23 protein-coding genes, 1 tRNA gene and 2 pseudogenes are annotated in these 25720 nt (G+C 35.2%); 10 read left to right on the top strand and 16 right to left on the bottom strand.

Translation table 11 applies throughout. The annotated features are described in order from the left end of the window. Positions 1–27: 27 nt before the first annotated feature. On the bottom strand, positions 28–2415 hold the full coding sequence (gene inhA1 / locus AC0ONG_RS05130; RefSeq protein ID WP_001035950.1) for a M6 family metalloprotease immune inhibitor InhA1: 2388 nt from the start codon (positions 2413–2415) through the stop codon (positions 28–30). A 342-nt stretch (positions 2416–2757) separates the two neighbouring features. On the opposite strand from inhA1, the gene AC0ONG_RS05125 reads away from it, so the two are divergent. Together AC0ONG_RS05125 and AC0ONG_RS05120 are read left to right on the top strand one after the other, a co-directional pair. After that, positions 2758–2892, top strand: a complete 135-nt coding sequence (locus tag AC0ONG_RS05125; RefSeq protein ID WP_000276219.1) for an anti-repressor SinI family protein — start codon at positions 2758–2760, stop codon at positions 2890–2892. A gap of 79 nt (positions 2893–2971) precedes the next feature. Next, positions 2972–3295 carry a helix-turn-helix domain-containing protein gene (locus AC0ONG_RS05120; protein ID WP_000578875.1) on the top strand — a complete coding sequence of 108 codons (324 nt, stop codon included), beginning with the start codon at positions 2972–2974 and terminating at the stop codon, positions 3293–3295. A 72-nt stretch (positions 3296–3367) separates the two neighbouring features. Here the strand turns inward: AC0ONG_RS05120 and calY are convergent, their stop codons facing one another. The 6 genes from calY to AC0ONG_RS05090 all read right to left on the bottom strand — a co-directional run bounded on the left by calY (position 3368) and on the right by AC0ONG_RS05090 (position 8423). Continuing rightward, on the bottom strand, positions 3368–3961 hold the full coding sequence (gene calY, locus AC0ONG_RS05115) for a biofilm matrix protein CalY (protein WP_000053713.1): 594 nt from the start codon (positions 3959–3961) through the stop codon (positions 3368–3370). Between the two features lie 388 nt (positions 3962–4349). Continuing rightward, complete coding sequence (locus AC0ONG_RS05110) at positions 4350–5210, bottom strand: DUF4047 domain-containing protein (protein ID WP_431143770.1); 861 nt, start codon at positions 5208–5210, stop codon at positions 4350–4352. Positions 5211–5344: 134 nt separating this feature from the next. Beyond that, positions 5345–5932: a CalY family protein gene (locus tag AC0ONG_RS05105; protein WP_000172852.1), complete on the bottom strand. Its 588-nt coding sequence runs from the start codon at positions 5930–5932 to the stop codon at positions 5345–5347. Positions 5933–5992: 60 nt separating this feature from the next. Continuing rightward, complete coding sequence (sipW, locus tag AC0ONG_RS05100) at positions 5993–6562, bottom strand: signal peptidase I SipW (protein WP_000767804.1); 570 nt, start codon at positions 6560–6562, stop codon at positions 5993–5995. 194 nt (positions 6563–6756) lie between these two features. Then, on the bottom strand, positions 6757–8043 hold the full coding sequence (locus tag AC0ONG_RS05095; RefSeq protein WP_000247025.1) for a D-alanyl-D-alanine carboxypeptidase family protein: 1287 nt from the start codon (positions 8041–8043) through the stop codon (positions 6757–6759). Positions 8044–8195: 152 nt separating this feature from the next. Then, the gene (locus tag AC0ONG_RS05090; protein WP_000251862.1) at positions 8196–8423 is read right to left on the bottom strand and encodes a hypothetical protein; all 228 of its coding nucleotides are present in this window, start codon (positions 8421–8423) and stop codon (positions 8196–8198) included. Positions 8424–8822: 399 nt separating this feature from the next. Here AC0ONG_RS05090 and AC0ONG_RS05085 point away from each other — a divergent pair. The 4 genes and pseudogenes from AC0ONG_RS05085 to AC0ONG_RS05070 form a co-directional block, all read left to right on the top strand. Continuing rightward, positions 8823–9290, top strand: a pseudogene (locus AC0ONG_RS05085) (class I SAM-dependent methyltransferase); the annotation flags it as partial. A gap of 75 nt (positions 9291–9365) precedes the next feature. Next, positions 9366–9581, top strand: a complete 216-nt coding sequence (locus AC0ONG_RS05080) for a hypothetical protein (RefSeq protein ID WP_000090226.1) — start codon at positions 9366–9368, stop codon at positions 9579–9581. Positions 9582–10187: 606 nt separating this feature from the next. Then, positions 10188–10655 (top strand): hypothetical protein, encoded by a 468-nt coding sequence (locus tag AC0ONG_RS05075; RefSeq protein ID WP_000846651.1) that lies wholly within the window; start codon positions 10188–10190, stop codon positions 10653–10655. A gap of 270 nt (positions 10656–10925) precedes the next feature. Then, positions 10926–10998, top strand: a tRNA-Val gene (locus AC0ONG_RS05070). A gap of 314 nt (positions 10999–11312) precedes the next feature. Here AC0ONG_RS05070 and AC0ONG_RS05065 read toward each other — a convergent pair. The 9 genes and pseudogenes from AC0ONG_RS05065 to AC0ONG_RS05025 all read right to left on the bottom strand — a co-directional run bounded on the left by AC0ONG_RS05065 (position 11313) and on the right by AC0ONG_RS05025 (position 16642). Continuing rightward, a complete protein-coding gene (locus tag AC0ONG_RS05065; protein WP_000094236.1) occupies positions 11313–12554 on the bottom strand; it encodes an ABC transporter permease in 1242 nt (413 codons plus the stop codon). Beyond that, entirely contained in the window at positions 12547–13446 is a 900-nt protein-coding gene (locus AC0ONG_RS05060; RefSeq protein WP_000054722.1) for an ABC transporter ATP-binding protein, read from the bottom strand. Before AC0ONG_RS05060 ends, AC0ONG_RS05065 begins: the two co-directional genes overlap by 8 nt. A 32-nt stretch (positions 13447–13478) precedes the next feature. Next, a complete protein-coding gene (locus tag AC0ONG_RS05055) occupies positions 13479–13691 on the bottom strand; it encodes an SDR family oxidoreductase (RefSeq protein ID WP_003258596.1) in 213 nt (70 codons plus the stop codon). A 632-nt stretch (positions 13692–14323) separates the two neighbouring features. After that, the gene (locus AC0ONG_RS05050; RefSeq protein ID WP_001169502.1) at positions 14324–14920 is read right to left on the bottom strand and encodes a DUF4878 domain-containing protein; all 597 of its coding nucleotides are present in this window, start codon (positions 14918–14920) and stop codon (positions 14324–14326) included. 141 nt (positions 14921–15061) lie between these two features. Beyond that, positions 15062–15330 (bottom strand): annotated as a pseudogene (locus AC0ONG_RS05045) (hypothetical protein). Positions 15331–15346: 16 nt separating this feature from the next. Beyond that, positions 15347–15709, bottom strand: a complete 363-nt coding sequence (locus AC0ONG_RS05040) for a hypothetical protein (protein ID WP_001036577.1) — start codon at positions 15707–15709, stop codon at positions 15347–15349. Between the two features lie 132 nt (positions 15710–15841). Beyond that, positions 15842–16024, bottom strand: coding sequence for a DUF3976 domain-containing protein (locus AC0ONG_RS05035; protein ID WP_001178294.1), 183 nt, complete (start codon positions 16022–16024; stop codon positions 15842–15844). A gap of 28 nt (positions 16025–16052) precedes the next feature. Beyond that, the gene (locus AC0ONG_RS05030; protein ID WP_001109904.1) at positions 16053–16430 is read right to left on the bottom strand and encodes a hypothetical protein; all 378 of its coding nucleotides are present in this window, start codon (positions 16428–16430) and stop codon (positions 16053–16055) included. Between the two features lie 2 nt (positions 16431–16432). Continuing rightward, positions 16433–16642, bottom strand: a complete 210-nt coding sequence (locus AC0ONG_RS05025) for a helix-turn-helix transcriptional regulator (protein ID WP_000428510.1) — start codon at positions 16640–16642, stop codon at positions 16433–16435. Between the two features lie 824 nt (positions 16643–17466). Here AC0ONG_RS05025 and odhA point away from each other — a divergent pair. From odhA to AC0ONG_RS05005, 4 genes are all read left to right on the top strand, one after another. After that, positions 17467–20334 carry a 2-oxoglutarate dehydrogenase E1 component gene (gene odhA / locus AC0ONG_RS05020; protein ID WP_000197143.1) on the top strand — a complete coding sequence of 956 codons (2868 nt, stop codon included), beginning with the start codon at positions 17467–17469 and terminating at the stop codon, positions 20332–20334. Between the two features lie 133 nt (positions 20335–20467). After that, positions 20468–21727, top strand: coding sequence for a 2-oxoglutarate dehydrogenase complex dihydrolipoyllysine-residue succinyltransferase (odhB, locus tag AC0ONG_RS05015; RefSeq protein WP_000569919.1), 1260 nt, complete (start codon positions 20468–20470; stop codon positions 21725–21727). A gap of 125 nt (positions 21728–21852) precedes the next feature. Beyond that, positions 21853–23772, top strand: coding sequence for a putative thiazole-containing bacteriocin maturation protein (locus tag AC0ONG_RS05010; protein WP_001061548.1), 1920 nt, complete (start codon positions 21853–21855; stop codon positions 23770–23772). Beyond that, positions 23769–25718 (top strand): TOMM precursor leader peptide-binding protein, encoded by a 1950-nt coding sequence (locus AC0ONG_RS05005; protein WP_136996600.1) that lies wholly within the window; start codon positions 23769–23771, stop codon positions 25716–25718. The genes AC0ONG_RS05010 and AC0ONG_RS05005 overlap by 4 nt, the downstream gene beginning before the upstream one ends. The last annotated feature ends 2 nt before the right edge of the window (positions 25719–25720 follow it).

Here is a 25720-nt window from a genome sequence, read left to right as displayed (position 1 = left end):
AGAAAATCTCTCGGTAGTTTCACAGTATTAACGATATAAACGAACAGCACCTGCAGAATTATCATCAGCTTGTCCTACTACTTCAAACTTCAGACCAAGCTTCGGTAAAATACGTCCTGCATCTGGAATCTGTTGATTAATATACGTTTTCGAATCATCAAACTTCGCTACACCCGCTAAGCCATCATACGTATACGTTCCACGCGTTGGAGATACAACTTTCCAAGCTGGCGTTTTATCGAATGAGAATGCCGCATCAGCGATTTGGAATCGTGTACTACTATCAATTGTTGGTTTACCATTTAAAGTTCCTACAATTGCTTCTGGATGAGAATCAACTACACCAAGGAAACCATGTCCTGGATGTAAACCAACCCAGTTATCTGCGTAAGCTGAGTCTGCATACCATACAACCATACCTGAGTTATATTCTGGACCGCGAGCAAATTTCAATGCGCTATCTGATCCAGTATGGTTTCTCCACTCTACGTAGTAGTTATGTTTTTTCTTCTCTGTTCCGCTAGATACAACGAAACCATCTAATTTTAATTGTGGTGTACCTTCAGCATCATCTGAGAATGTAACTTTACCATCTACTGTTAATGACGCATTATCAAGTAGGAAACCATTTAATGCTAAACCACCATCCGTAATGTACTCAAACGTTAATTTTACTTTTTTACCTTTGAATTGACTTAAATCATATGATTTGTCAATCCATTTTCCATTTGTCGAATCTGCATTTCCACTATTTGCTTTCTCGCCAAGTCTTTCAATTAACGTTTTTTGACCATCTTCTGTTACAGCATGTACTTCAAGGAAATCATACTCTGCTTCGATTTCATATAACGATTTGAAATCAAATTTCGCATTCGTTGCATTCGTTAAATCGAACAGTGGTGTTTCTAACGTTGTATGAAGATTATCACCTTTTGTGCTGTAGTAATACTGCTTACCAAATGCTGGTGCAATTGTTTTTACATCTTTATCTGGTAAGTTAACACGAATCATACCTGGACGGTTAGATTTCGTAACACTTTGGTCTAAATATGTTGCTAGACCGATACCTTTATTTAATTTCTCGTAATCTACTTCTACGATATTTGCCCAGTTACCACCAATTGTTTTTTGGAAAAACTCTTTATTTTGTGGTGAGAAACTCGTTGGTGTTGTTCCAGCGATTTTACCAGCCCAGCTGCCGCCACTCATAACAGACCAAGCTTGAATTGGCTCACCATGACCCGTATAGTCTGTATCATACTCATCTGGTAAACCTAAATCATGGCCATATTCATGCGCGAATACACCAACTGCGCCATCTTCTGGTTCAATTGTGTAGTCGAATGCTGCCATCTTTCCGCCCCAATACGGAACTTTCGCTTGTGTGCCTTCAATTGCGAATGGTTTTGGTCCAACTGTCCAGCGATGTGACCAAATTGCATCATCACCTAATTTACCACCGCCAGCTTCTTGTCCAACACCCGCATGAATAATCATTAAGTGATCGATTAAACCGTCTGGTTGATTTTGATTTCCATCACCATTTACATCGTATTGATCGAACTGATCAAACTGTGATAAATCAAGACCGCTATCTACAGCTGCTTTTAATGCATCTTTTACTAGATCACGTGGTCCTTTTGGTCCTTTATTATCATGACCTGTAGCAGCATCTGCACCATAATCAGCAGCTTTACCAGGAACTGTTAACCATTTTGTAACTGTTCCGTCCACTGTGTAACTACCACCGGATTGCTCTTCGTAATATTGTTTAAATGTTTCGATTTTGCTTCCATCCTCTAACGCGAATGGCTCATCACCGAATAACATTTTTTCATAGTGTTCTTTGTTAAAGTCTTCCGAATACATATAACCAGGTTCTTTATCGATGTTGTTATGTTTAAAATCAGCGTACTCTACAAGTAAAACAAGTACCTTATCTTTACGAACATCGCCGTTATATGCTTTTTGTTTTGCTGGAGAAGTTGGTACTTTACCATTTAGTCCGCCTTTAACTGGTCCTGTCGCTGCAGGTGTCCCTGTTGCTGGCTGATTTAGTTTTTCTTTCGTATCTGCTTTCGCATCTTTCACTTTCTTTAAAAAGTCAGATGCTTCTTTCGTAAGTTGATCCCCATTTGTTGCTTCTTTCCCAGGATTTTCACCCTTTTTGTCCTCTACATACTTTTCAACAGCTTTCTTTGTTTCTTTCTCTGAAGCTGAAGAATCAATTACCCCACGTTTTTTCAGTGCATCTGCTAAACGCTCTTCTGGAATTAAATGATCATCCACTGGGCTCGTAGCTGTTTTATTCACAGGTGTTTCAGCATATGCCGATTGAGTGCCAGCTCCGAATGAAAGGCCTAATACAGCTGTCAAAGCGATTGATGACAAAACTTTGAACGGTTTCTTGTTCATCCCTTATTTCCTCCCCTAATAAATAATATGTATTACAAATTAAATTTTATTAAAAATTCAATATTTTTTCAATATTTAGTCATATTATGTAATGTTTTTAATATATTTGTAAAAATTTCATAGTTAGCATACGGATATATCACAATTCAACAATGTTTTCTGAAAATATTGAAAGTTTTTATCGAACAATTTATAATTTCCATAGAGGGAGTTTAATGGGGATTTTATCTTTGTTTCATCTACAAAGTATTTGATAATTCACTATATAAAACACAAAGTCCGATTGCATTATCATGTATTCTGTAGCAGCAATTATGACCGATAATTAGGGAGGAATTACATTTGTACAAAGATAAGACAGACGCACTGGATCAAGAATGGATTGATTTAATACTTGAAGCTCTAGATGCTGGTATCGCCATGCAAGACATCGAGCAATTTTTCCAACGTATGAAGCCATCCAGTCAGGCTCAATAGGTTTGTTCTTTTTAACGAAGTTTATGTTATAATAATGACATCATAAGACAACTACATATTGATAGAAAGGTGCGCAAATATGATTGGAGAACGTATAAAACGCCTTCGTTTACAAAAAGGTATTTCATTAACTGAACTTGCCGAAAAAGCTGGCGTTGCTAAATCTTACATTAGTTCTATAGAACGAAATTTACAAAAAAACCCTTCCATTCAGTTTCTTGAAAAGATCGCAGCAGTTCTACAAATTCCAGTTGATACTTTACTTCATGATGAAACAACAAAGGCAACTAACCTAGACTCCGAATGGACACAACTCGTTAAAGATGCAATGAACTCTGGTGTCTCCAAAGAACAATTTCGTGAATTTCTTGAATTTACAAAGTGGAAGCAAAATCAAAAATAATAATAGAAAGAAGTGCTTACAACCAGCACTTCTTTTTCTTTATAAAAAAAAGCGGGAATACCCGCTTTTTTATTATTTTTCTTCCCCAGCTTCTTGGTTAGCATTGAATGTCCATTCTAAATTCAATGTATCACCTTGGAAGATATTTTGGTCTTTTCCATCATCTACAAATTCAAATTGTACCCATAGATAATCCTCTGTACCAGCTGCTAATCCACCCTTTTCTCCCCACTCAGGAGCAAAGATGTCTTTAGCTAAAAGATCTGGATCAACTTTTTGTAAGTCTGCTAAAGTTGTTTCGTATACAGGCTCACTTTGTTTATCCCAGTTCCAAAGGAATTTTACTTTAACGTGCTTACCAAAGTCTTCACCAGCATTATCACCTTTTGCATCTTTAACAGTATACTTTGTTGCTAATTTAACGTCTTTAATAGTTAACGAACCGCTGTTTTGTAATAAGAACTCTTTCTTAACAGAATCCCCTGGTTTTAAATCTTTAATATCTACAAGCGTCTTAGGGTTTAATGTAAGGTCTAACGTCCCAGCTGCAAATGTATTGTTTGATACTTCTTTATCGCTAAAGAATGCAAATGTTCCTCCACCAATTAAAGCTAACCCCAATGCTGCTGATGCAACTCCCATACCTAATTTCTTTTTCAGACTCACAATCAATTCCCCCTAGCTTTTTTTTATATTTTTATCACTTATTTTTCAATAAGAGATGTAAAGAAAACTATATTAGCTTAGCTAATATGTGTTCTTTTTTAAAAACCTTATGTTCATTATAACGAACAACCCTATATAAACACAACACATATTTATTAATATTTTCAGTTATTTTTATTTCTCAATATTATTTAGATTTTTCAGAAAAAAAGAATGATGATTTATATCTTTTTTCACACTCAAATGCATTTAATACTATAAGAAAAAAGAAAAACAAAGAGGTGAGGGCTAACGTTCCCTCACACTCATATAAATATTACTAGTTTTGCTTATTCGTTCATTATCTCTTGCACCACATTCTTGTTTTCCAGCCGTTTCACTACAGCAGTTACTCCGCTTTTTTCTGTTCTTCTGCTTTCTTTTGCTCTTCTACTTTCTTTTGCTCTTCTACTTTCTTTTGCTCTTCTATTTTCTTCTGTTCCTCTACTTTCTTCTGTTCTTCTGCTTTCTTCTGTTCTTCTACTTTCTTTTGTTCTTCTGCTTTCTTTTGTTCTTCCGCTTTCTTCTGTTCTTCTACTTTCTTTTGTTCTTCTGCTTTCTTCTGTTCTTCTGCTTTCTTCTGTTCTTCTACTTTCTTCTGTTCTTCCGCTTTCTTCTGTTCTTCTACTTTCTTTTGTTCTTCTGCTTTCTTTTGTCCTTCCGCTTCAATTGCAACGTTTAATTGTTGCTGAAGAGCCTGAATTTGCTCATCAATAGCTTTCAAGCTAATTTCTTTCTCAATATAGTCATGTTTCTCTTTGATACTGCGAAAGCCTTCATTTACATATACGGACACTTGCTGCATCGACTCATCTTTATTTACCTTTAATTCTTCTTGTATTTGATTGTAAGGAGCCTCTATTTCAGTATATACATTTTGCAGAGCTTCCTTCTCAGCAACAATTTTCTCACGCCCTTGTTGCCATACAGAAATCGCCTGTTTTATTTCTTCAATAGAAGTTGCTTTCGATTTCCCCTTCATCGTTCCATACTCACGCTCAATAAACTGTTTATGTTTCTCAGATTGCTCTTTTAACGTATTAACTGTTTTCGGAAATATAATTGCTGTAGAAAGCGTCGCTTCCACTTTCGTTTCATGAATGAACACCGCTTCTGTATACGTCATAATTTGAGATCCTAAATAAAACGTAATAGAACACATACACGGCAATATAAGCATCTTTTTAAAATTCCGCGGTCTTTTCAGCATCTTAATCTCCCCCATCGAACATTACGTTCTTTATACAGAACATTATCTATATTATAGTAAAGAACTATTAAAATTGATAGACAAATACTAGAAAAATAGAAAAAGGGCTATCCATGTGATAGCCCTTTTTGTTATTATCTTTCTTCACCTGCTGTTTGTTGTGCATCAAACGTCCAATTTAATTGTAACTTATCGCCTTGGAATTGATTTTGATCTTTTCCATTATCAACGAACTCAAATTTCACTTTGAATTTATCAGATTTACCTGCTGAAATACCTTTTTCATCCCAGAACCAAGCCGATAAATCATTATCTACAGCTGTAAGTGTGTCACCTTTTAATTTATCTAAAGTAGTTTGTTTCACAATTGTCTCATGCTTATCTACATTTTTTAAGAATGTTACTTTAATATGTTTACCAAAATCATCTTTATTATCTTTCTTTACATCTTCTACATTATAATCTGTTTTCAGTAGAACCTTTTTAATATCTAAAGAGCCTTTATTTTCTAGTTTAAATTCTTTTTCAATTGTATCCCCAGGTTTTAAATTCGATACGTTAACAACTGTTGATGGATTTAATGCTAAATCCAGTGTCCCAGCCGCAAATGTATTGTTTGACACTTCTTTATCACTGAAAAACGCAAATGTTCCTCCACCAACTAACGCTGCTCCTAGTACTGCTGATGTAATACCCATTCCTAATTTTTTCTTTAAAGTCATGTCCATATCCCCTTAATATATATTTGTTAACTTCCTAAACGGAAAGTATAACCAAACGAACTAGACGGATTGTTCTACTTTTTTATCTTTCTTTTCTCCGTCAATACTACGAATAGCACCAAAAATAGAAATCGCGGAATAACCAAGTAAAAAGACTCCTGGAATAATAAGAAGTAATGCTGCTCCCGCTTTTGAATTCGCATAATTCAGTAAATACCCAACATACGGAACTGTAATATCTGCATACTTTCCAACTACATTTTCTGCAAGTACTGGCTCTAAATCTGGTCCGTTGTTGTTATCCCCTTTTGTTTCATACACTACTTTTCCATTTGTATCTTTTACACCGATAATACGGTGAGTGATAATTTTTTGATCTTTCTCTTTAAAGGTAATAACATCACCTTTTTGATATTTAGAACCATCTTTGTTTGGTTCTATTGCAATGATTGATCCTGTTAAAAACGTTGGCTCCATTGATCCTGAAAGAACGCTCTTAAATTGATATCCCATCACTGTGGGATCACCACCGCTCGCTTTTGAAGAAATAACTACAAAAGCTAAAAACACCATCAATGCAAATAAAACAAATGAGATCGCGTTGCTAATTACCTTCCAAATTAATTTCATCGACTCTCTCCCTCTCCGTTGTTTTATATTATTTGAAGTATGCAATGTTCATTGCGTTCTTTAACAAGAACACAAGTAAATGATATAACGAACTTTAGGTTATTGCAATAAGAAAATTTACAATTATTAGTTAAAAGTATTTTTAGCATAGAAAAAGACTGTGATAAAATCTCCACAGCCTTTTTACTAATACGTTATTTTTCTTCTGTTTTCATTCCTTTTGTATTTCGGCGTAGCACTACATATAAAATGGCTCCAAATAGTACAAGTGCGCCTACCCCAACACTTATTACTTTCACATTTGACTCTTTTTCTTCTGATACAATTGTATCTTTTTTAGGCATCGCAAAAGTGACATCTTCTGTTGAAAGAACATTTACCGTCGCAATTGTTTGATTATTTTTCGTAATATCAACTGCACCAACTACCTCACCACGATGAATTCCTTTATGATACAAAGATTCTTTATCTAATGAAGCTGCCCGGAAAATAGTTTTCACATTTTTCCCTTCATCTTTCTTAAGCATAAGTTCTGCACTTTTTTCAAGTTCACTATTAATATCTTTATTTAAATATGTTGTTTTTTGATGCCAACTATGTTTATCTAGTACAGTTTGCTTCACAAATTGACCAAAAGAATAGTCCGCCATCTGCTTCAAATCTTCATAAATTTCAGGTCTTTGAGAAGCCATTACTACATTTATAATACGATTTCCATCTTTCTCATTTAATAAAACAAGTGTATTACGCGCTTCATTCGTAAACCCTGTCTTACCGCCAATGCTATATGGATTTTCAAAAAAATTAGATTTATTAAAAATAGACACCGTCTGCCTAGACGTCGTAACTGTCGTTCTTTTCGTATTCATCGCTTGTAAAATTTCAGGATAATTTTGCACACCTTTCGTAATCATAGCCATATCATATGGCGTCGTATAATGATTCGGATTATGCAATCCATTCGGTGTTACAAAGTGACTATCTCTCGCTCCTAATTGCTTCGCTTTCTCATTCATCATATTGGCGAAATTTTCAACACTCCCGCCAATCCGCTCCGCAATCGCATACGACACATCATTCGCACTCAGCACCATTAAAATCATAAGCGCAGTATTTCTATTAATTGTCTCTCCAGGTTGAAACTCAATTTGATAATTACTCTTCTCTTGATCTAATGCTAATTGTGAAAATGTAAATTGATCCTCTGGCTTTGTATGCTCCATGAGTAGAATCGCTGTTAACACTTTCGTCGTACTAGCAGGATATGCGCGGTGATATGCGTTTTTGTCATACAAAACATCTCCTGTTTTCGCATCAATTGTCGTTGCAAACTGACTAAAAACATTTGGTCCTTCCGCAGGTGGTGGTGCAACTTGTTCTGGATTTACTCCAATATTCGTCTCAGCACGCAATGTCATAGGTGTCAACAAAAACAAACAAATAACTGTAATAAAAACCAAAATTTTCTTAAAATTTACCATATGACTCTCCCTTTTCCATTTAATCCCTTAACAAAATAATATATCTACCAATCATATGTAATTTGTATTAAACTGGAAGAAATTTCACTATTTTTTACTATATCATATTTTTACGATAAAGAACATAAATATACAATAAAAATAAGAAGGAATTACTCTTTCTTATCCTTCTCATCAATCAACGAATCTATTAACTTTTGACTAGCTTCCTCGGGCGTAATCTCATCCGTTATCCCCATAAACGACCAACCTTTAGAATCAACCCACTCAACAAACTCTTGTAAAAATTCATCATGTGTAACATCCACATCAAGAATCGATCCATTAATCGAAATCGTTCTATTTCTAGACACGCGCATCTTGAACGTTTTTCTTACCATTACAACTTTTCTCCCTCTACTCCTGAATATTTATAAAATAATCTTGTATCTCTGTTATACATGATTTTCAGTAAATTGTAAAAAGGATATATTGGCCAATTTAAATAGTAAAAATGAAAATCTCTTACCTACGTAAACGTAATACGGCATACAATTGCTCATAAATTATTAAATAAATTCATAAAAACATACAGTTTAAAACATAATTGAGTAAGCCATTCTAGTGTTTTGGAAGATATTATCTAAAATAGTATACTAAACGGATAAAGGATATTTGAATACAGAAACTGAGGCTTTCTATTTAGCTGGACTCTTAAGTGGTAGACTTAGAGACTGATGCCGAAATTCATATTTAATTTCTATTTCTGTACATAATATTGTAAGAAAGAAGGTAGTACTGTGAAAACAACAGAAAATTTTACTGACAGGGCCGATATATATGCACAATATCGTCCTAGTTATCCTAATGAATATATTGATTACTTACTTTCAGCTAACCAACTGAAAGGAAATCCGATTGTAGCTGATATTGGTTCAGGTACGGGTACGGGGATATTTAGCCGCCAGCTGCTTGAAAGTGGTTTACATGTTATTGGAGTTGAGCCAAATGATGATATGAGGAAGATGACTGAGCAATCGTCAAAACTATATTCTCGTTTTCAATCCATAAAAGCAACTGCTGAAAATACCACTTTAAAAGAAAATAGTGTAGATTTAGTAACTGTTACCCAAGCATTTCATTGGTTTGATAAAGAGGCTTTCAAAATCAAATGCCAACGAATTTTAAAACAAAAAGCAAACGTTGCTCTTGTTTGGAATAGTAGAGATTTAACTAGTCCACTTATTAAAGAGAACGCAGAAATTTGCCACATCAAATTCAAATGACTTTCGTACAATAAAGTAGAATATATTAGAAAACACCTTAAAATGAGGAGGAACTCAATGGCGCGTTGTACGTATTGTAAAACGAAGTGGAAAGTAAAAGACGTATGGTCGCTTCTCATAACATTTGAAAAAGATTGTCCGTATTGTTTTGGAAGACAATATATGTCTAATGATACTTTTCATCAAGCTAACGCCGCTTTACCACTGTTATTTTTATGCCCTTTAATTGTTGATTTAAGCGATGAAAATCCTTTAGATAAATACCGGAAATAATATAACGGCTACATTCAAAAACTACTTTTCACTGAATTTTCTTCTTATCATTATCCCTTCATACATTACTAGCATAATCGCTTATACTTTCCCTTTTGAAGATTCCGTAGCCCAGCAGGAATAGCGTCCTCTGAACAAGGTTTATCAATTATGACTAAAAAACAGTGATATATGTATACTGTTAAACATAAAAAATTAGCATTAGGTTCCAATCAAATATTAATTGAAACTCAGCACCGCTTGTATTCTGTAATTCAGAATACAAGCAGTGTTTTTTATTATGCATTTTTGCATACAGTATGATTTTCTCTTGTAAATAGATAATAATGGTATATAATAAAATCAACGTTTTACCAATAAAAGGTAATAAAAAGCAGTGTGATAAGTAAATAACCAAAACGTATTAACAGATTTGCTCTATGTAAATCATGATACATATATGGAATCAAAACTATGAAATTATATGTAGAGGTTAGATTACTACAAGATGAAAGATTCATAGCGAATACACTCGAGGAAAAAAGCGTTCGATTAGATTAATGTTATAAAACTACTTAATGTGGTATCTATGGAACGAATTGAGAATATACTTAGGGGGAATTTCAAGTGAAAACATTTGGTAAAGTATTATTAACAGGAGCTTTAGCTTTAGGTGGTTTAACAGCTATGAACATTGATACACCGAAGGCACATGCTGACGGAGCAAGCGAGTTCTGTCGTTATATTTGTGGTCCTAGCGAAACGGTGAACGGTGTTACAGTTCAGGTACACTCTACACAAGTTACTTTTGGTAACAGCGTAATTGCAAGAATTACAAATGACCGAGCGGAAGAAATTCATTACAATGTCAGCCTTGAAAAGAAATATGGCGATAGATGGGGAGAATTTGAAACCAACTTCCGTTGGCAAAATCAATGGGTCCCAGCTGGAAGCAATGATGAAATTGCAACTTTCACAGGATATGGCGATGATATTTATGAGGATGGAACATATCGTTATAAAGTCGAAATAAAAGACGCTGACGGTTCTATTGATACAATTTACACAGCAGGAATGACAGTTACAGGGCGATAGCTCATGACTGAGTTCCATTATTTATGATTTTATTTTTGATAATATCATTGATAATTGCGGTAATATTATTATTAAAATAAGCTCTTCGGAGCTTATTTTTTTATATAAAAATTGGAATGATAATATTCAGAAAATTACATCTTTACACTATTAAAGTTTGTTGCTATTATAGGAATACATCAAATGTTACAATATTCAACAGATTATACAAATCCTCCGATTACACGAATGAAATGAAAACACATTGCTGGTGGTAATATTTATAGTTGGGATCCCGTAGCTCAGCAGGGAGAGCGCCACCTTGACAGGGTGGAGGTCGTGAGTTCGATCCTCTCCGGGATCATATGAAAAACCCCTTGATAGTCAAGGGGTTTTCTTTATGTAGCAAATAAATGATTATTATTAAAACTAAATTTTTTCCCTACTTCTTTTCTCCATTTTGGAGAAAGACATAAATTATATTAATCATCGCTCTGCGTTGTTCGCTAGAACTCGATTCTTTACTCTCTTTTGAGAGCTTTTTAAAATTCTCTTTGAAAAATAGCCTAATACGGCAATTTTTATATTTATTTATATAAATTTCTCAACAAAAAAGATCTACACAGTTTAACTATGCAGATCTTTGTAAATTTAAGTTTAAAAATGAATAGACGAATCCTATTTTTGCCCTAACTTGATTGCCTTTTTGATATTACTAAATGCACCTTTACCATATATTAATACGCCACCGCGGTAAACACGACTCGTTAAACCAATCATTATACATATTGTTGCGATTAGAATCCCTAATGCTAGCGCAATCTCCCATACTGGGATATTAAGGAATCCAATTCGTACAAGCATAACTATAGGAGTAAAGAAAGGTACATAACTAGTAATGGTAACAACCATGCTGCTTGGATTTGACATTCCATAAATTGCAATATACAAAGCAGCAAGTAACATAAACATCAGCGGCATAACAGCTTGAGAAGATTCCTCTATACGCGTAATGATAGAGCCAAATAGACAAGATAATGAGCCATATAATAAGAATCCTAATGTGAAGAATAGAATCCCATAAAACACTAGAGTTGGAGCAACAGAATTTAAATCAATACTATTTAAAATATCATTTTTCGAATCATTAATTGCTGTTTTATATCCAACAGTTGCGACCAAGCCCCAAATTATGATTTGCGTAATACCAGCCAATAATGTCGAGAATAGCTTCGCATATAAATGTTTGGTAGGCGAAATACTTGAAACAACTAACTCCATAACACGAGAAGATTTCTCTGTTGCAACATCTGTTGCTAATTGTGCAGCATACATTAATATCATTAGATAATTTAGCATGATAAAGACATTAATTAAAATCCCTACACCCTCAGTATGTTCTCCATCTTTAACCTTATCTGAAACCGTTTTGGTATGAATTTCTACTGGCGTTGTTAACACCTTTAATTCATCTTGCGATAGATTCAATTGCTGGGCGAAGTTAGAAGATTGTATTTGAGATAAAATCGTTTGAACCTTGCTAACATCTTGCTGATTTACATCCGTCTCAGTTATATACGTAGCCTTTAATTGTTTATTATTCAATTCCTCTACAACGATTGCATATGTATAATCACCATTTTTAACACCTGATTCTGCTTTTTGTTTATCCGTGCTACGTTTAACTTGTATCTTACTATCGACATTTTTAAACACTTGATGAATGGTTGAATATAATTCTTCTTTTTCTGTTACAACAACAACTTGATCGTCCTCGTTACCTGCAAACAAGTTATAAATCTTGTCAAAATTCATCAATCCTATAATTAACATAGAAACTATTATTGTAATAGCAAAATATGATTTTGATTTCACTTTAGATTTATAGTTTTGTAAAAAAATTGTCCAGAAACTACTCATTTTGTGCACCTACTTTCGCAATAAAGATATCATTTAATGTAGGCTCTTCTACTGCAAACTTTTTAACATACCCTAATTTTGTTATCTCTTTAAATAAAACATGTGACACTTCTTCATATGAAATTTTAAGAGTAACTGCATTTTTACGTTTCTTCATACTTTCTACACCTTTTATTTCTTTCAAATGGTCAAAGTCATGATCGCCAACGATTACAACGTTCTTTTTACCAAAATCACTTTTAATTTTGGCAATGTCACCCTGAACAACAGGTACACCTTTGTGCATAATACAAATGTGTTGGCATAACTCTTCCACATGTTCCATACGATGTGAACTAAAAAGAATTGACGACCCTTGTTTTTGCATATCAAGAACAGCGTCTTTTAACATTTCAACATTTACTGGGTCTAAACCACTAAATGGTTCATCTAAAATTAAGAGTTCAGGCTTATGTATAATCGCTGTTATCAGCTGGATTTTTTGCTGATTCCCTTTAGAAAGTTCTCCTACCTTTTTGTTCAGATGCTCAGTAATATTAAAACGCTCCAGCCAATAGTGAAGTTCTTTTTCTGCATCTTTACTTTTCATGTTCTTTAGTTTTGCAAAAAAGTTAACTTGTTCTTTGACAGTCATTTTCGCATAAAGACCACGTTCTTCTGGTAAATACCCAATTTTATCTGTAACACCATAATTTATAGGTTTACCATTCCATGAAATGGTCCCACTTGATTTCGATAAAAGTCCAAGTATCATTCGAAATGTAGTCGTTTTACCTGCTCCATTCCCGCCCAAGAATCCAAATATTTCACCTTTTGGTATCTCGATATTCAAATTATTCACTGCAACATGCTCGTCAAATTTCTTTGTTAAATCTTTAATTAGTAAACTCATTATCCACACCCTTAAATCCCAAGATGATTTATTTATACAATTGTATATCCATAGTCAACCACAATATTTTGCCCTCTAATGGCATCGCTTTTATCAGACATTAAAAATAAAATGACATTTGTTACATCTGAAATTTCAACAAATTTTCTATATGGAATCTTTTTTAATAACTTATTTCCTTCAAAGGACTTCAAATAGCTTTCGTTATTATCGTTTATGCTATAGGACAGTGAATTGTATACCACTGTAATGATTCATTTTTTATCTTTCAAAAATGAATCATTACCAACAAATGTTATATTTCGCATTATAAGGTTAGCATAAGATTTTAAATATTTAATATGCAATTCTGCATATTTTAATACTCTCAATTATTTACATAGTGTTTGACCATCTTTATTTAAAGCAGCCCCCACATTTACAAAATTCACTTAAAACAAGAATTTGTTTATCCATACTTTTTCTATAATTTTTCATGGAAGAACTGAAATTAATTAGTACCCCTGTTAAACACCTAAATCTGATACTTAAACTAACTAATCTTCCTCTAATAAATTGTTTTCTTATTTAACTTCACAATTAATAGTATCCAGCAGGCATAGTCACAACATCTTCGTACACCTCCTCATTAAAGCTGAAGGAACACTAATTAAAATCTGGTCCAGAAATTTTACCTTTCTACGTTACAGGATCCGCATAAGAAAACATAGAATACAGTACCTCCTCTGTTACAACTAGCTTTATGTCTTGAATTCAAAAAACATAATATCTAATTTATATAATTATTTTCGTGAGTTCAAACCTCTCCAGGTTCATAAAAAAGAGACACCATATCAACCTTCTACGTGATATGGTGTCTCTTTTTTATCTAATTCAATTACTTCCCACCAAACATCTTCTCCAAAGACTTTGCATTGGCAAACAATACTTCTTTCAAGTTATCGTCAGCAACGATTTTATAGTCGCCATCTTTGTCTTTCTTTAAGTTCAATGTAACTTCGCGAGTTGCCATTGCTGCATCTTTATCCGTTAAGTTTTTGATGATAGTTGAGGTCATTGTTTTTTCAATCGCTTTTTCAGATTGTTCTTTGTCTTCGCTAAATGCGCTAGCGAAGGCCATTGGCATAACTTCTCCCACTGCTTTTGTTACAGCAACGGATAGATCAGCAGATGTAATTTTCACTTTCACTTCTGCTTTGTCATCCTTTTTCGATACTTCTTCTAGCTTTTCAAATTTAAAGTTCTTTGTAATTGCACTTAGCATTGCTTTTGCCTCAGCATCATCTGTTTTTTCATTTAGTTTATTAAATTCCTTGTCACTCTCAACAAATGTACGAGCCTTTTCTACATCACCTTTTTGTATCGCTGTTAAAAATTCTTCTGTAGTATCTTTCGGATTTGCACACCCTGCTAAAACAACCGCTGTTAATCCTACTACCATCATTAATAGCAATAATCTCTTTATCTTTTGCACGCTCATTCTCCTCATTATCTTTTCTAGTAAGTCAGTATCATACAATATTATGAAACTGACATTACAAACATTTTTTAGTATAGCATTTATATGATTAATTTTCTATTAATTCCCAAAAATATAAAGAGCCTTGCAGCATTCCTACAAGGCCTCTCTTCTATCAATCTGTATCCGTAGCACAAATGAACCACATTTTCTGTTCCCTACTACCATCCATATAGTCCGATCAAAGATCATAAGCGATAACCAAAGTGATATATTAATAGCAGCAAATAATAAATATAAAATGAAGTCTCTCTTTTGTAGTGCCCCTCTATTCATTACAATGTAAAATGCACCGATAGGAGGCAAAATAAAGCAAAGGAAAAAGTTTTTCTTAACAACCATAGATACGCAGTTTCTTTCTGCATATGAATCCCCTTTTCATCATAATACTTGCTTCAACATCGGCCTCACTACCCTATATTCATCACTATAAGCTTCCTTTATGATTAAAGGCGGATATTCACTTTTTTCTTCCTCAATCATTGTAAACACTTCTGTTTTCTCTTGTAATGTATTAGATTCTCTATTTTTAGTAGGGTTTTTACTTGTTTTAATTTTCTTTGTTACTTCGCCAAGTTTTTGCCCAACTTCTTCTACTTTGGCAGGTTCATTCGTAACATAGTATTCTTGTTCGTCCCATACTAATATAGGTGGCACTTGTTCTCTTTTGTTACATATTATATAAGTAGTACTAGCTACAAGTAGTATACAAGTTAATAAATAGAAGATAGTTTTTTTATTCATATACTACACTCCTTATCTATCAGTTCATTGGATTATATAACACAATTTATTTACAGTAAATTGATTTAGAGGTAATTTTTAGGTTTAACAATAAAGAAAAACCTTACCGAAGTAAAGTTCCGTTTTTACATTCTATAGTGACTGATTAATTAATACGATCATTACAATAATCGCTATAAGCATAACAACTAAACAGCCGATTAATTTATAAAATCCTCGCTTCGTTAATGTCCCACCTTGAACATCTTTACGAATAAATAAGAATACGGCTAAAAATAATACAAGCCCAATGCCAAAAGCATACATCATTTGCATATGTTAATCTTCCTTTCTCTCTTCCATCTTAATATCTTTTTGCCAAAACAACAAATGAGATAAAGACGGTACTCATCGTAAGTGCCATAAGTATATTCAATAATTCAGTAGCAGATAGTGTAAGTATTTTTAAGTTTAAGCCAATAGAGAAAAGAAGATAATATACTGTTAATGCAAAAAAGGTTACAAACATTCCTTTATAACGAATGAGTTTCATTCGCTCATCTTTTTCTTTAAATTGTGGGTGTAAGTAGCTTAGGCAGAAACTCATAATCATCATCCCAAGCAATGGATACGTTATAGCCGGCGGTGCAGAATGCGTCATTATACCTGTTAATATCATAAATCCACTCATAAATAGAAAGATAATTCCCATGATTACAAAGTACTTTTGTGAATAGTTCATTCTTACTCCTCCCCTTCTTTTCCTTCATAAATAAATACATGTTCTATCGTTGTCTGAAATGTTTTTGCTATTTCAAATGCTAGCGGAAGTGATGGATCGTATTTCCCTTTTTCAATTGAGATAATGGTTTGTCTGGAAACCCCGAGTTTCTCGGCCAGTTTTTCTTGAGATAGTCCAAATTTCTTTCGGTATTCGACCATTTTATTTTCCAAGGAAATTTCTCCCTCCTTCCATATATCGAGTATATATGTAAAGTAAACTTTACGTCAAGGTTCCTTTACATTTATTTCAATCAGTTTTCGTTCTATTTATAATAGAAGAAACTTGTTCGATTTCAGCACGTCTATTTTGTAATAAAACATGGAACACTGTATGTAATCGTTACTATATTTCCTCCTCACTTTTTTAAAAATTTAATATCTTCATATTTGTTTTATCCTTTTAAAATATTTCATTCTCTGCTTTATTAGATGCAATGTGTTATTTGTTTTACGGTGTTTTTTGGCATATTTATAGAAACTAACGGGTTATAAAGCATTTTTTATGTTTAACCACTTTTTTTGTAGAAATCCTTCATTTTCCTTTCGATATTTAACACTATCGAAATAAAGTTTATGGTAAATTCATAATTTTTTATTTTTTATACTATATTCCGTTATATTGTTGTATAATATCTATGAAAGCGCTTATTATTTCAATATACATAATTCGAATCAACTTTTATCAAAACATTCCAATGATTATACTTATATTTACATGTAACAATTCTAGTTTTCAATGTAGGTATACCAAATATATCCACCCCATTTTTCTGTAAAATTACTTTATAAAGTGAAAGATTAACTTGGGTGATAAGTTATTGTGAATGTTTTTTTAAAAAACAGATAAGTAATAGTGTTTGGTATTATGTAAATTATTGTAATAACATAAGAGTAAAGAAAACATTTACATTGATTATTGGTTCATCAATTATTGAAAAGAGCAAAATGCACCTTTTGTATGGAAAAGGATTATATGCATTGGGAGGTTTAAACAAATGACGAGGAAGAATACAACGACAAACCCTTGGGCCAAGTTCCACGGTCCGAACCTTGGTTATGTGATTGAACAGTATGATCTTTACGTAACTGGAGCAGGTTCTGTTGATCCGGAATTACAAGAGCTTTTTGAAATTTTTGGAGCTCCTTCGTTTCAAGATGATGTCGTAACAGGGGACAACACAGCAACACATTTTTCTCCTCAAAACACAGGTAACATTGAAAAAATTCTTAAAGTCGTTCAACTTGTTGAGCAGATTCGTTCTTTCGGGCACACGTTGGCTCACATCAACCCGATGGAAGATGCTGCAAATGGACAATCTCTTCTTGAGAAAGCAATGAACGAACTGAGCGATGCTGACTTGAAAGCGATTCCAGCGAAAACAGTATGGCAAGATGCACCAGAAGGTATTCACACTGCACTTGATGTAATTCATAGATTAAAAGACGTTTATACAAAATCTTTAGCTTATGAATTTTCTCATATACAAGATAGTGAAGAACGCACGTGGTTGCATCAAATGGTGGAATCAAATTCATTGCGTCAACCACTATCAAATAAAAAACGAACTGCTCTTTTAAAACGTTTAACAGCTGTTGAAGGTTTCGAGCAATTCTTGCATAAAACATTCGTTGGGCAAAAACGTTTCTCTATCGAGGGCGTTGATATGCTTGTGCCTGTTTTAGATGAAATTGTTCTAGAAGGTGCTAAGAACGGCGTAGAGGATGTCATGATTGGTATGGCTCACCGCGGTCGTCTAAGCGTACTTGCTCACGTATTAGAAAAACCATATAGTCACATGTTTGCTGAGTTCAAACATGCAAAAATAGAAGGCGCAGTAGCCAATTCTGGCTGGACTGGCGACGTAAAATACCACCTAGGTAGAGAACAAGTCGTTAGTAACGAAGAAGTTAGCACTCGCGTGACATTAGCAAATAACCCGAGTCATCTTGAGTTCGTGAATCCTGTAGTAGAAGGTTTCGCACGTGCTGCTCAAGAGAATCGTAAAAAATCTGGTCTTCCAGATCAAGATATTTCAAAATCATTCGTAATTTTAGTTCATGGTGATGCTGCATTCCCTGGTCAAGGTATTGTATCTGAAACGCTCAACTTAAGCAGATTGAACGCGTATCAAACAGGCGGAACGATTCATGTTATCGCAAACAATGCAGTTGGTTTTACAACTGATAGCTATGATTCTCGTTCTACGAAATATTCAAGTGACCTTGCAAAAGGTTTCGATATTCCGATTGTTCACGTGAACGCTGATGATCCAGAAGCTTGTCTTGCAGCTGCTAACCTTGCGATTCAATATCGCATGTTGTTCAAAAAAGACTTCTTAATCGATTTAATCGGTTACCGTCGATATGGTCATAACGAAATGGATGACCCAGCGGTTACGCAACCACAAGTGTACAAAAAAATTAAAAATCACCCAACTGTAAGAGCAATTTATGCAGATCAATTACAAGCTGCTGGTGTTCTAAATGCAGATGAGGTTGAAACAATTACTCAGTTTACGCAAGAACAATTAAAATCAGATTATGCACAAGTACCGCCAGCTGATACGAGCGATGCAACAATTCACGTTAAAGTGCCAAATGTTGTTGCAAAAGGCATTCAACCAATTGATACTGGTGTTGAGATTGACTCACTTCGTGCAATTAATGAAGGTCTACTATCTTGGCCAGAAGGCTTTAACGTATATCCGAAAGTGAAGAAAATTCTTGAGCGCCGTAAAGATGCTTTAGAAGAGAACGGTAAAATTGAATGGGCACTTGCTGAGTCATTAGCATTCGCTTCTATTTTACAAGAAGGTACGCCAATTCGTTTAACTGGTCAAGATTCACAGCGTGGTACATTTGCGCACCGTCATATCGTATTACACGATACTGATACAAATGAAACATATTCACCATTACATCGCTTACCAAACATTAATGCATCATTCTCTGTTCATAACAGTCCGTTATCAGAGGCTGCTGTTGTTGGTTACGAATATGGTTATAACGTATTCGCTCCAGAAACTCTTGTTATGTGGGAAGCGCAATATGGTGACTTTTCAAATACTGCGCAAGCATTATTTGATCAATATGTTTCAGCTGGAAGAGCAAAATGGGGTCAAAAATCTGGTTTAGTTCTTCTATTACCACACGGTTATGAAGGTCAAGGACCAGAGCACTCTAGTGCACGTCCAGAGCGTTTCTTACAGTTAGCTGCTGAAAATAACTGGACAGTTGCAAACTTAACGAGCGCGGCACAGTACTTCCATATCCTGCGTCGTCAAGCATCTATCTTAGGAACAGAAGCTGTTCGACCATTAGTACTGATGACGCCGAAGAGTTTATTACGTCACCCACTTACGCTTTCAACTGCTAGTCAGTTAAGCGAAGGACGTTTCCAACCTGCTTTAGAACAAGAAAACCTTGGCACAAAACCAAATAAAGTAAAACGTCTTGTTTTAAGCACAGGTAAAATGGCGATTGACTTAGCAGCAGAAATCGAGTCTGGTAAACATGAGTACAACTTAGACGAAGTTCATGTCGTTCGTATCGAGCAATTGTACCCATTCCCTGCTGAGAAAGTTCAATCTATTATTAAACGATTTAAAAACTTAGAAGAAATCATTTGGGTTCAAGAAGAACCTCGTAATATGGGCGCATGGCATTACATGGCTCCAATTCTGTTCGAACTTGCTGGAGATAAAGTGAAAACAGGTTACATTGGACGTCCTGATCGCTCTAGTCCATCTGGCGGCGATCCATTCGCTCACAAAGCTGAGCAAGAACTAATTGTTGCACACGCTTTAGATGTGAAGTATAACTTCCGTCAAGATAAACAAGAAATTGAAGTTTTCAGCAACTAAAAAGTAATAATGAAGGTTTCTAGCTTGTTCCCTGGGCAGATATTCTGCCCAAGGCCAGGCTAACAAATGGAGATTACCGAAGACAAAAGAAGAAAAAACACACCGTTAGGCAAATAAGGGGAGGACATTTAAAATGATCGAAATTAAAGTACCTGAGCTTGCAGAATCTATTACCGAAGGAACTATTTCACAATGGCTTATCAACGTAGGCGACAAAGTTGAGAAAGGCGGCAGCGTTGTTGAGCTTGAAACTGATAAAGTCAATGTAGAAATCATTGCAGAAGATTCAGGTATTGTATCGAAGTTACTAGGCGAACCTGGGGATACAGTTGAAGTTGGCGCAACTATCGCAATTTTAGATGCTAATGGAGCACCAGTTGCAGTAAGTACACCTGCACCACCTGCTGAGCAAGCAAAACAAGAAACAGCTGAAGCACCGAAAGCTGCGGCTCCAAATGCTGAACAAACTACGAGTCTACAAGGCTTACCAAATACGAACCGTCCTATCGCATCACCAGCTGCTAGAAAAATGGCTCGTGAATTAGGAATCGACTTAAACGACGTACGTAGTACAGATCCACTTGGACGCGTGAGACCACATGATGTACAAGCTCATGCTGCCGCACCAAAAGAAGCACCAGCTGCTCCAAAAAGTCCAGCTCCTGCTCCAGTTGCAAAAACAGAATTCGAAAAACCAGTTGAGCGCGTGAAAATGTCCCGCCGCCGTCAAACAATTGCAAAACGCCTTGTAGAAGTTCAACAAACATCTGCAATGTTAACAACATTTAACGAAGTTGATATGAGTGCGATCATGGAATTACGTAAAGAGCGTAAAGACGCTTTCGAGAAAAAACATGATGTACGTCTTGGCTTCATGTCATTCTTCACAAAAGCAGTTGTTGCAGCATTAAAACAATTCCCATTATTAAATGCTGAAATTCAAGGTGACGAGCTTATCATCAAAAAATTCTATGATATCGGTATTGCAGTAGCAGCTCCAGATGGATTAGTTGTTCCAGTTGTACGCGATGCTAACCAATTAAACTTCGCTGAAATCGAAAGTGAAATTCGTAATTTAGGTATGAAAGCACGCGATAACAAACTTTCATTAAAAGAACTACAAGGTGGTACATTTACAATTACAAACGGTGGTGTATTCGGTTCTCTAATGTCAACACCAATCCTAAATAGCCCTCAAGTTGGTATTTTAGGAATGCATAAAATCCAAGTACGCCCAGTTGCAATTGATAACGAGCGTATGGAAAACCGCCCAATGATGTACATTGCTTTATCTTACGATCACCGTATTGTTGATGGTAAAGAAGCAGTTAGCTTCCTTGTTGCTGTTAAAGATATGCTTGAAGATCCAAAATCATTATTATTAGAAGGTTGATAGATTAATAATCTAATATATAAAGGCTGTAGAATACATCATTCTACAGCCTTTTTTTGCGTTCATACGGGACAAATTTCATGACATAAGATAATAATGTATGCCTAAACGTAAGGAGGATTAAAATGAATAACCTTCCAATTCATGCAAAACTTAAAGTAAATAAGGATACTTTCTTCCTGCCCGATTCAAACGGGGGTGTCTATTTTCGAAATAACGCCAGTTCATTTCGCATGGACGGTGATGGAATTTATGACTGGATTGAAAAATTAATGCCAATGTTTAACGGTAATCATTCTTTAGCAGAAATAACTGATGGTCTCCCTCTCCCCTATCAAAATCGTGTATTTGAAATTGGAGAGGTTTTATATGAAAATGGTTTCGTTCGCGATGCAAATCAAGATGCACCTCATGAATTAAACAGTACATTACTCGACAGATATGCTTCACAAATTGAATTTTTAGAAGCTGATTCTCATTCAGGTGCTTTAAAATTTGAAACGTACCGCGGAGCAAATGTCCTTGTACTTGGCTCCGGAGATATGCTTACTTCTTTAGTTTCTTCTTTATTAGAATCTGGTTTACCTACATTTCATTACCTCGTTACAGATCGAGATGAAACAAACTATGACAGAATACATGAGCTAATAGAACGTGCATATGAAGTTGATAACGGTGTACTCATTCAAGAAATCGATACTACAATTGACCGTCCCTTGCATGAAGTATTCGAACCTTTTGATTGGATTTTATATGTTTCTCAAAATGGAGACATTGACGGTTTAAAAACAGTTCACACTATTTGTAGAGAAACGAAAAAGAATTTTATACCAGCTATTTGTTTATCAACACTCGGTATAGCTGGACCTGTCGTAACGGAAAATCGTGATGAATGCTGGGAATCCGCATGGCATCGGCTACATGAAACGACTTTGCAAAATGAAAATTCATCAGATTCCTTCTCACCAATTACATCTGCAATGTTAGCAAATGTAATCGTTTTTGAATTGTTTAAACATGTCGCGGATGATTTATATCGTGAAAAAGAATTACAATTCTTTTTATTAAACTATGAAACACTTGAAGGAACGTGGCATCCTTTTATAAAACACCCTCTTGCAACTGATGAAAGTTTTACAATTGATACGATAGAAAATCTTTCTGAAAAACTTGAGCATCGGTCCAACCAACATACTTCAACTGATGTATTCCGCTTTTTCGACTCATTAACTTCTAAAGAAGCCGGTATATTCCATGTATGGGATGAACAAGATTCATATCAATTACCGTTATCACAATGCTATATTCAAGTAGCCAATCCATTATCAGATGGCCCAGCTCCCCTTCTGCCTCTTATGACTCGCAGTGGATTAACTCATAATGAAGCACGCCGAGAAGCTGGTTTAACAGGAATTGAAACATATGTAGCAGAAATCATTCACCGCCTTATTCCTGAACATAACGATATCGGTATTGGCGCTGGAGAAACGATGACAGAAGGATTTTACCGGGCACTACAACAACATTTAAATAATAAATTGTATGAACGGCAGTCACATATGCTAGAAGAACTTACAACGATTGATTTAACTGATATTCACGATAAACATTGTAGATTTTATTACGATGCCCTTGCTACAATTCATGAAACACCTAAAATCGCAATGAGTGAAGAGATTCTCAGTTTTCCAGTCGTTTGGGTTGGTATAAATGATAAATGGTACGGTGCATCTAATATTAATATGACGTTAGCGTTACGGAGCGCACTACAACTATCACTGCTCCACATTCAAAGTGAAGAGACTCCTTACAGAGCTAATATCTTGCCTGAATCATCTATTATTTTATATGACACGGATTCTTTTAGGGTGGAAATACAAGCGGAAGAAGAAATTCCAAGTGTGCAATCTTTACAGCTTGCCTTACAGCATTTAGAAGAACATAATTTTTATCCCTTCGTGTTTGATTTAGCAATCGAACCATTTTTGAAAGAAAACTTAGACGGTGTGTATGGGGTATTAATTGCAAAGGAGGACGGTCTATGACTCAAAATATATTGCTTATAGGGGATGGCCTTCTTGCAGACTATGTACATGATCAATTATGCAAACAATATTCCATCATTCGTCAGCATACCCTTACAGAAGAACTTCCTGAAAATATTTATCTCGCTCTCGTATTACATGATGGATCTCCTTCTACTATTCATCATGATGCTGAGCTAATTTTTCGCTCAAATCATATTCCGTGGCTTCGTGGTTTCACTTCATTTGGCGAAGGTATTATCGGTCCTTACATTCATCCTCTTACGCCCGGATGTTCCCATTGTTCTGATGGACGCCGTTTTATCGCTGGCTTTGATCAAAAAGAAATGTGGGAACTACAGCGGAAATATGCCTTTAAAGCCGAAAATGGAACGAGGCGTGATGTACGTGCCACCCAAAATGGCATGTTACAAATGTGCCATCTTATTTGCGCAGAAACAGAAAAAATATTAACTCATAACCATTCTTCTTTAGAAAATGAACTTATTTTACTAAACTTACAAACATTACAATGTACGCGGCATTCTTTTCTTCCAGATCCTCTCTGTCCTGTATGTAGTAGTTTACCTGATGATACTGCGGATGCGGCGGAAGTTTCTTTACAACCGAGTTTAAAAGTAAGCACCGAAACATATCGCTGCCGTTCCATTCATGAATTAAACACATTTTTAACGAAAGACTATTTAGATTATCGGATCGGTATGTTGAACGGCAAAATGCAGCATTCTTTATTGCCATTCGCTGACGTCATTATAAACATGCCATTAATGTTTGGAAATGAAGGTGTTGCAGGCCGAACTCATTCATTTGCAGTGAGTGAAGCAACTGCTATTTTAGAAGGTTTAGAACGATATTGCGGTATGTCGCCTCGCGGGAAAAAGACAAATGTGCATGGTAGTTTTCATGATTTAGAGGAACATGCACTAAATCCCCTTACACTCGGTGTGCATACAAATGAACACTACAATCGTGATAATTTTCCATTTAAGCCGTTTGATCCTGATTATGAGCAAAACTGGGTATGGGGATATTCTTTATCACAAAACAGACCGCTTTTAGTTCCTGAATCAATTGCTTATTATAGCCTTGGTCATCGAGATGCTTTCGTGTATGAAACATCAAATGGATGTGCAATTGGCGGTAGTTTAGAAGAAGCGATTTTTCACGGCATTTTAGAAATTGTAGAGCGTGATGCCTTCTTACTCACTTGGTATGCCGAATTACCTCTTCCCCGCCTTGATCTTAGTTCAGCAAATGATACGGAATTACAATTAATGATTCAGCGGCTGTACACGATTACTGGGTATGAGTTACATGCTTTTAACGCAACGATGGAACACGGTATCCCGAGCTTATGGGTAATTGCAAAGAATACACGTGAAAATGGAATGAACGTTGTTTGTGCGGGAGGCGCTCATTTAGATCCTATTCGAGCTTTAAAAAGTGCCATTCAAGAAATAGCAGGCATGTTACTTATAACAGACGATGAGCTCGAGCACAAAAGAGAATACTACGAAAAATGCTTACAAGATCCTTATTTCGTTAATAAAATGGAAGACCATAGTATGCTGTACGGATTGAAAGAAACGGAAGAACGTCTTCACTTCCTTTTACGAGAAGATGCACCGGTGCAAACGTTCCAAGAAATGAATGTATCACAATCATTTGATATGGATTTAACATCCGATCTCCACCAACTTTTAAATCGTTTGCATCAATCTAATCTTGAAATAATCGTTGTAGATCAAACCGTTCCCCTTATAGAAAAGAACGGACTACACTGTGTAAAAGTTATTATTCCAGGCATGTTACCGATGACTTTCGGACACCATCTTACTCGGATTACAGGACTGGACCGGGTATATACCGTACCGATGACACTTGGATATACAGACGAACCTTTAACGAATGAAAGATTAAATCCACATCCACATCCGTTTCCATAGTA

It is taken from the genome of Bacillus sp. TCT6 (assembly GCF_056033845.1).
The sequence above is the reverse complement of the archived record's forward strand: the minus strand, read 5'-3'. Positions and strand labels throughout refer to the sequence as shown.

Excerpts from the sequence above, each read along its gene's own strand:
- inhA1 (WP_001035950.1), bottom strand. The coding sequence starts at position 2,415 with ATGAACAAGAAACCGTTCAAAGTTTTGTCATCAATCGCTTTGACAGCT.
- AC0ONG_RS05120 (WP_000578875.1), top strand. The coding sequence starts at position 2,972 with ATGATTGGAGAACGTATAAAACGCCTTCGTTTACAAAAAGGTATTTCA.
- AC0ONG_RS05110 (WP_431143770.1), bottom strand. The coding sequence starts at position 5,210 with ATGCTGAAAAGACCGCGGAATTTTAAAAAGATGCTTATATTGCCGTGT.
- AC0ONG_RS05105 (WP_000172852.1), bottom strand. The coding sequence starts at position 5,932 with ATGACTTTAAAGAAAAAATTAGGAATGGGTATTACATCAGCAGTACTA.
- sipW (WP_000767804.1), bottom strand. The coding sequence starts at position 6,562 with ATGAAATTAATTTGGAAGGTAATTAGCAACGCGATCTCATTTGTTTTA.
- AC0ONG_RS05095 (WP_000247025.1), bottom strand. The coding sequence starts at position 8,043 with ATGGTAAATTTTAAGAAAATTTTGGTTTTTATTACAGTTATTTGTTTG.
- AC0ONG_RS05090 (WP_000251862.1), bottom strand. The coding sequence starts at position 8,423 with ATGGTAAGAAAAACGTTCAAGATGCGCGTGTCTAGAAATAGAACGATT.
- AC0ONG_RS05080 (WP_000090226.1), top strand. The coding sequence starts at position 9,366 with ATGGCGCGTTGTACGTATTGTAAAACGAAGTGGAAAGTAAAAGACGTA.
- AC0ONG_RS05065 (WP_000094236.1), bottom strand. The coding sequence starts at position 12,554 with ATGAGTAGTTTCTGGACAATTTTTTTACAAAACTATAAATCTAAAGTG.
- AC0ONG_RS05060 (WP_000054722.1), bottom strand. The coding sequence starts at position 13,446 with ATGAGTTTACTAATTAAAGATTTAACAAAGAAATTTGACGAGCATGTT.
- AC0ONG_RS05040 (WP_001036577.1), bottom strand. The coding sequence starts at position 15,709 with ATGAATAAAAAAACTATCTTCTATTTATTAACTTGTATACTACTTGTA.
- AC0ONG_RS05035 (WP_001178294.1), bottom strand. The coding sequence starts at position 16,024 with ATGCAAATGATGTATGCTTTTGGCATTGGGCTTGTATTATTTTTAGCC.
- AC0ONG_RS05030 (WP_001109904.1), bottom strand. The coding sequence starts at position 16,430 with ATGAACTATTCACAAAAGTACTTTGTAATCATGGGAATTATCTTTCTA.
- odhA (WP_000197143.1), top strand. The coding sequence starts at position 17,467 with ATGACGAGGAAGAATACAACGACAAACCCTTGGGCCAAGTTCCACGGT.
- odhB (WP_000569919.1), top strand. The coding sequence starts at position 20,468 with ATGATCGAAATTAAAGTACCTGAGCTTGCAGAATCTATTACCGAAGGA.
- AC0ONG_RS05010 (WP_001061548.1), top strand. The coding sequence starts at position 21,853 with ATGAATAACCTTCCAATTCATGCAAAACTTAAAGTAAATAAGGATACT.
- AC0ONG_RS05005 (WP_136996600.1), top strand. The coding sequence starts at position 23,769 with ATGACTCAAAATATATTGCTTATAGGGGATGGCCTTCTTGCAGACTAT.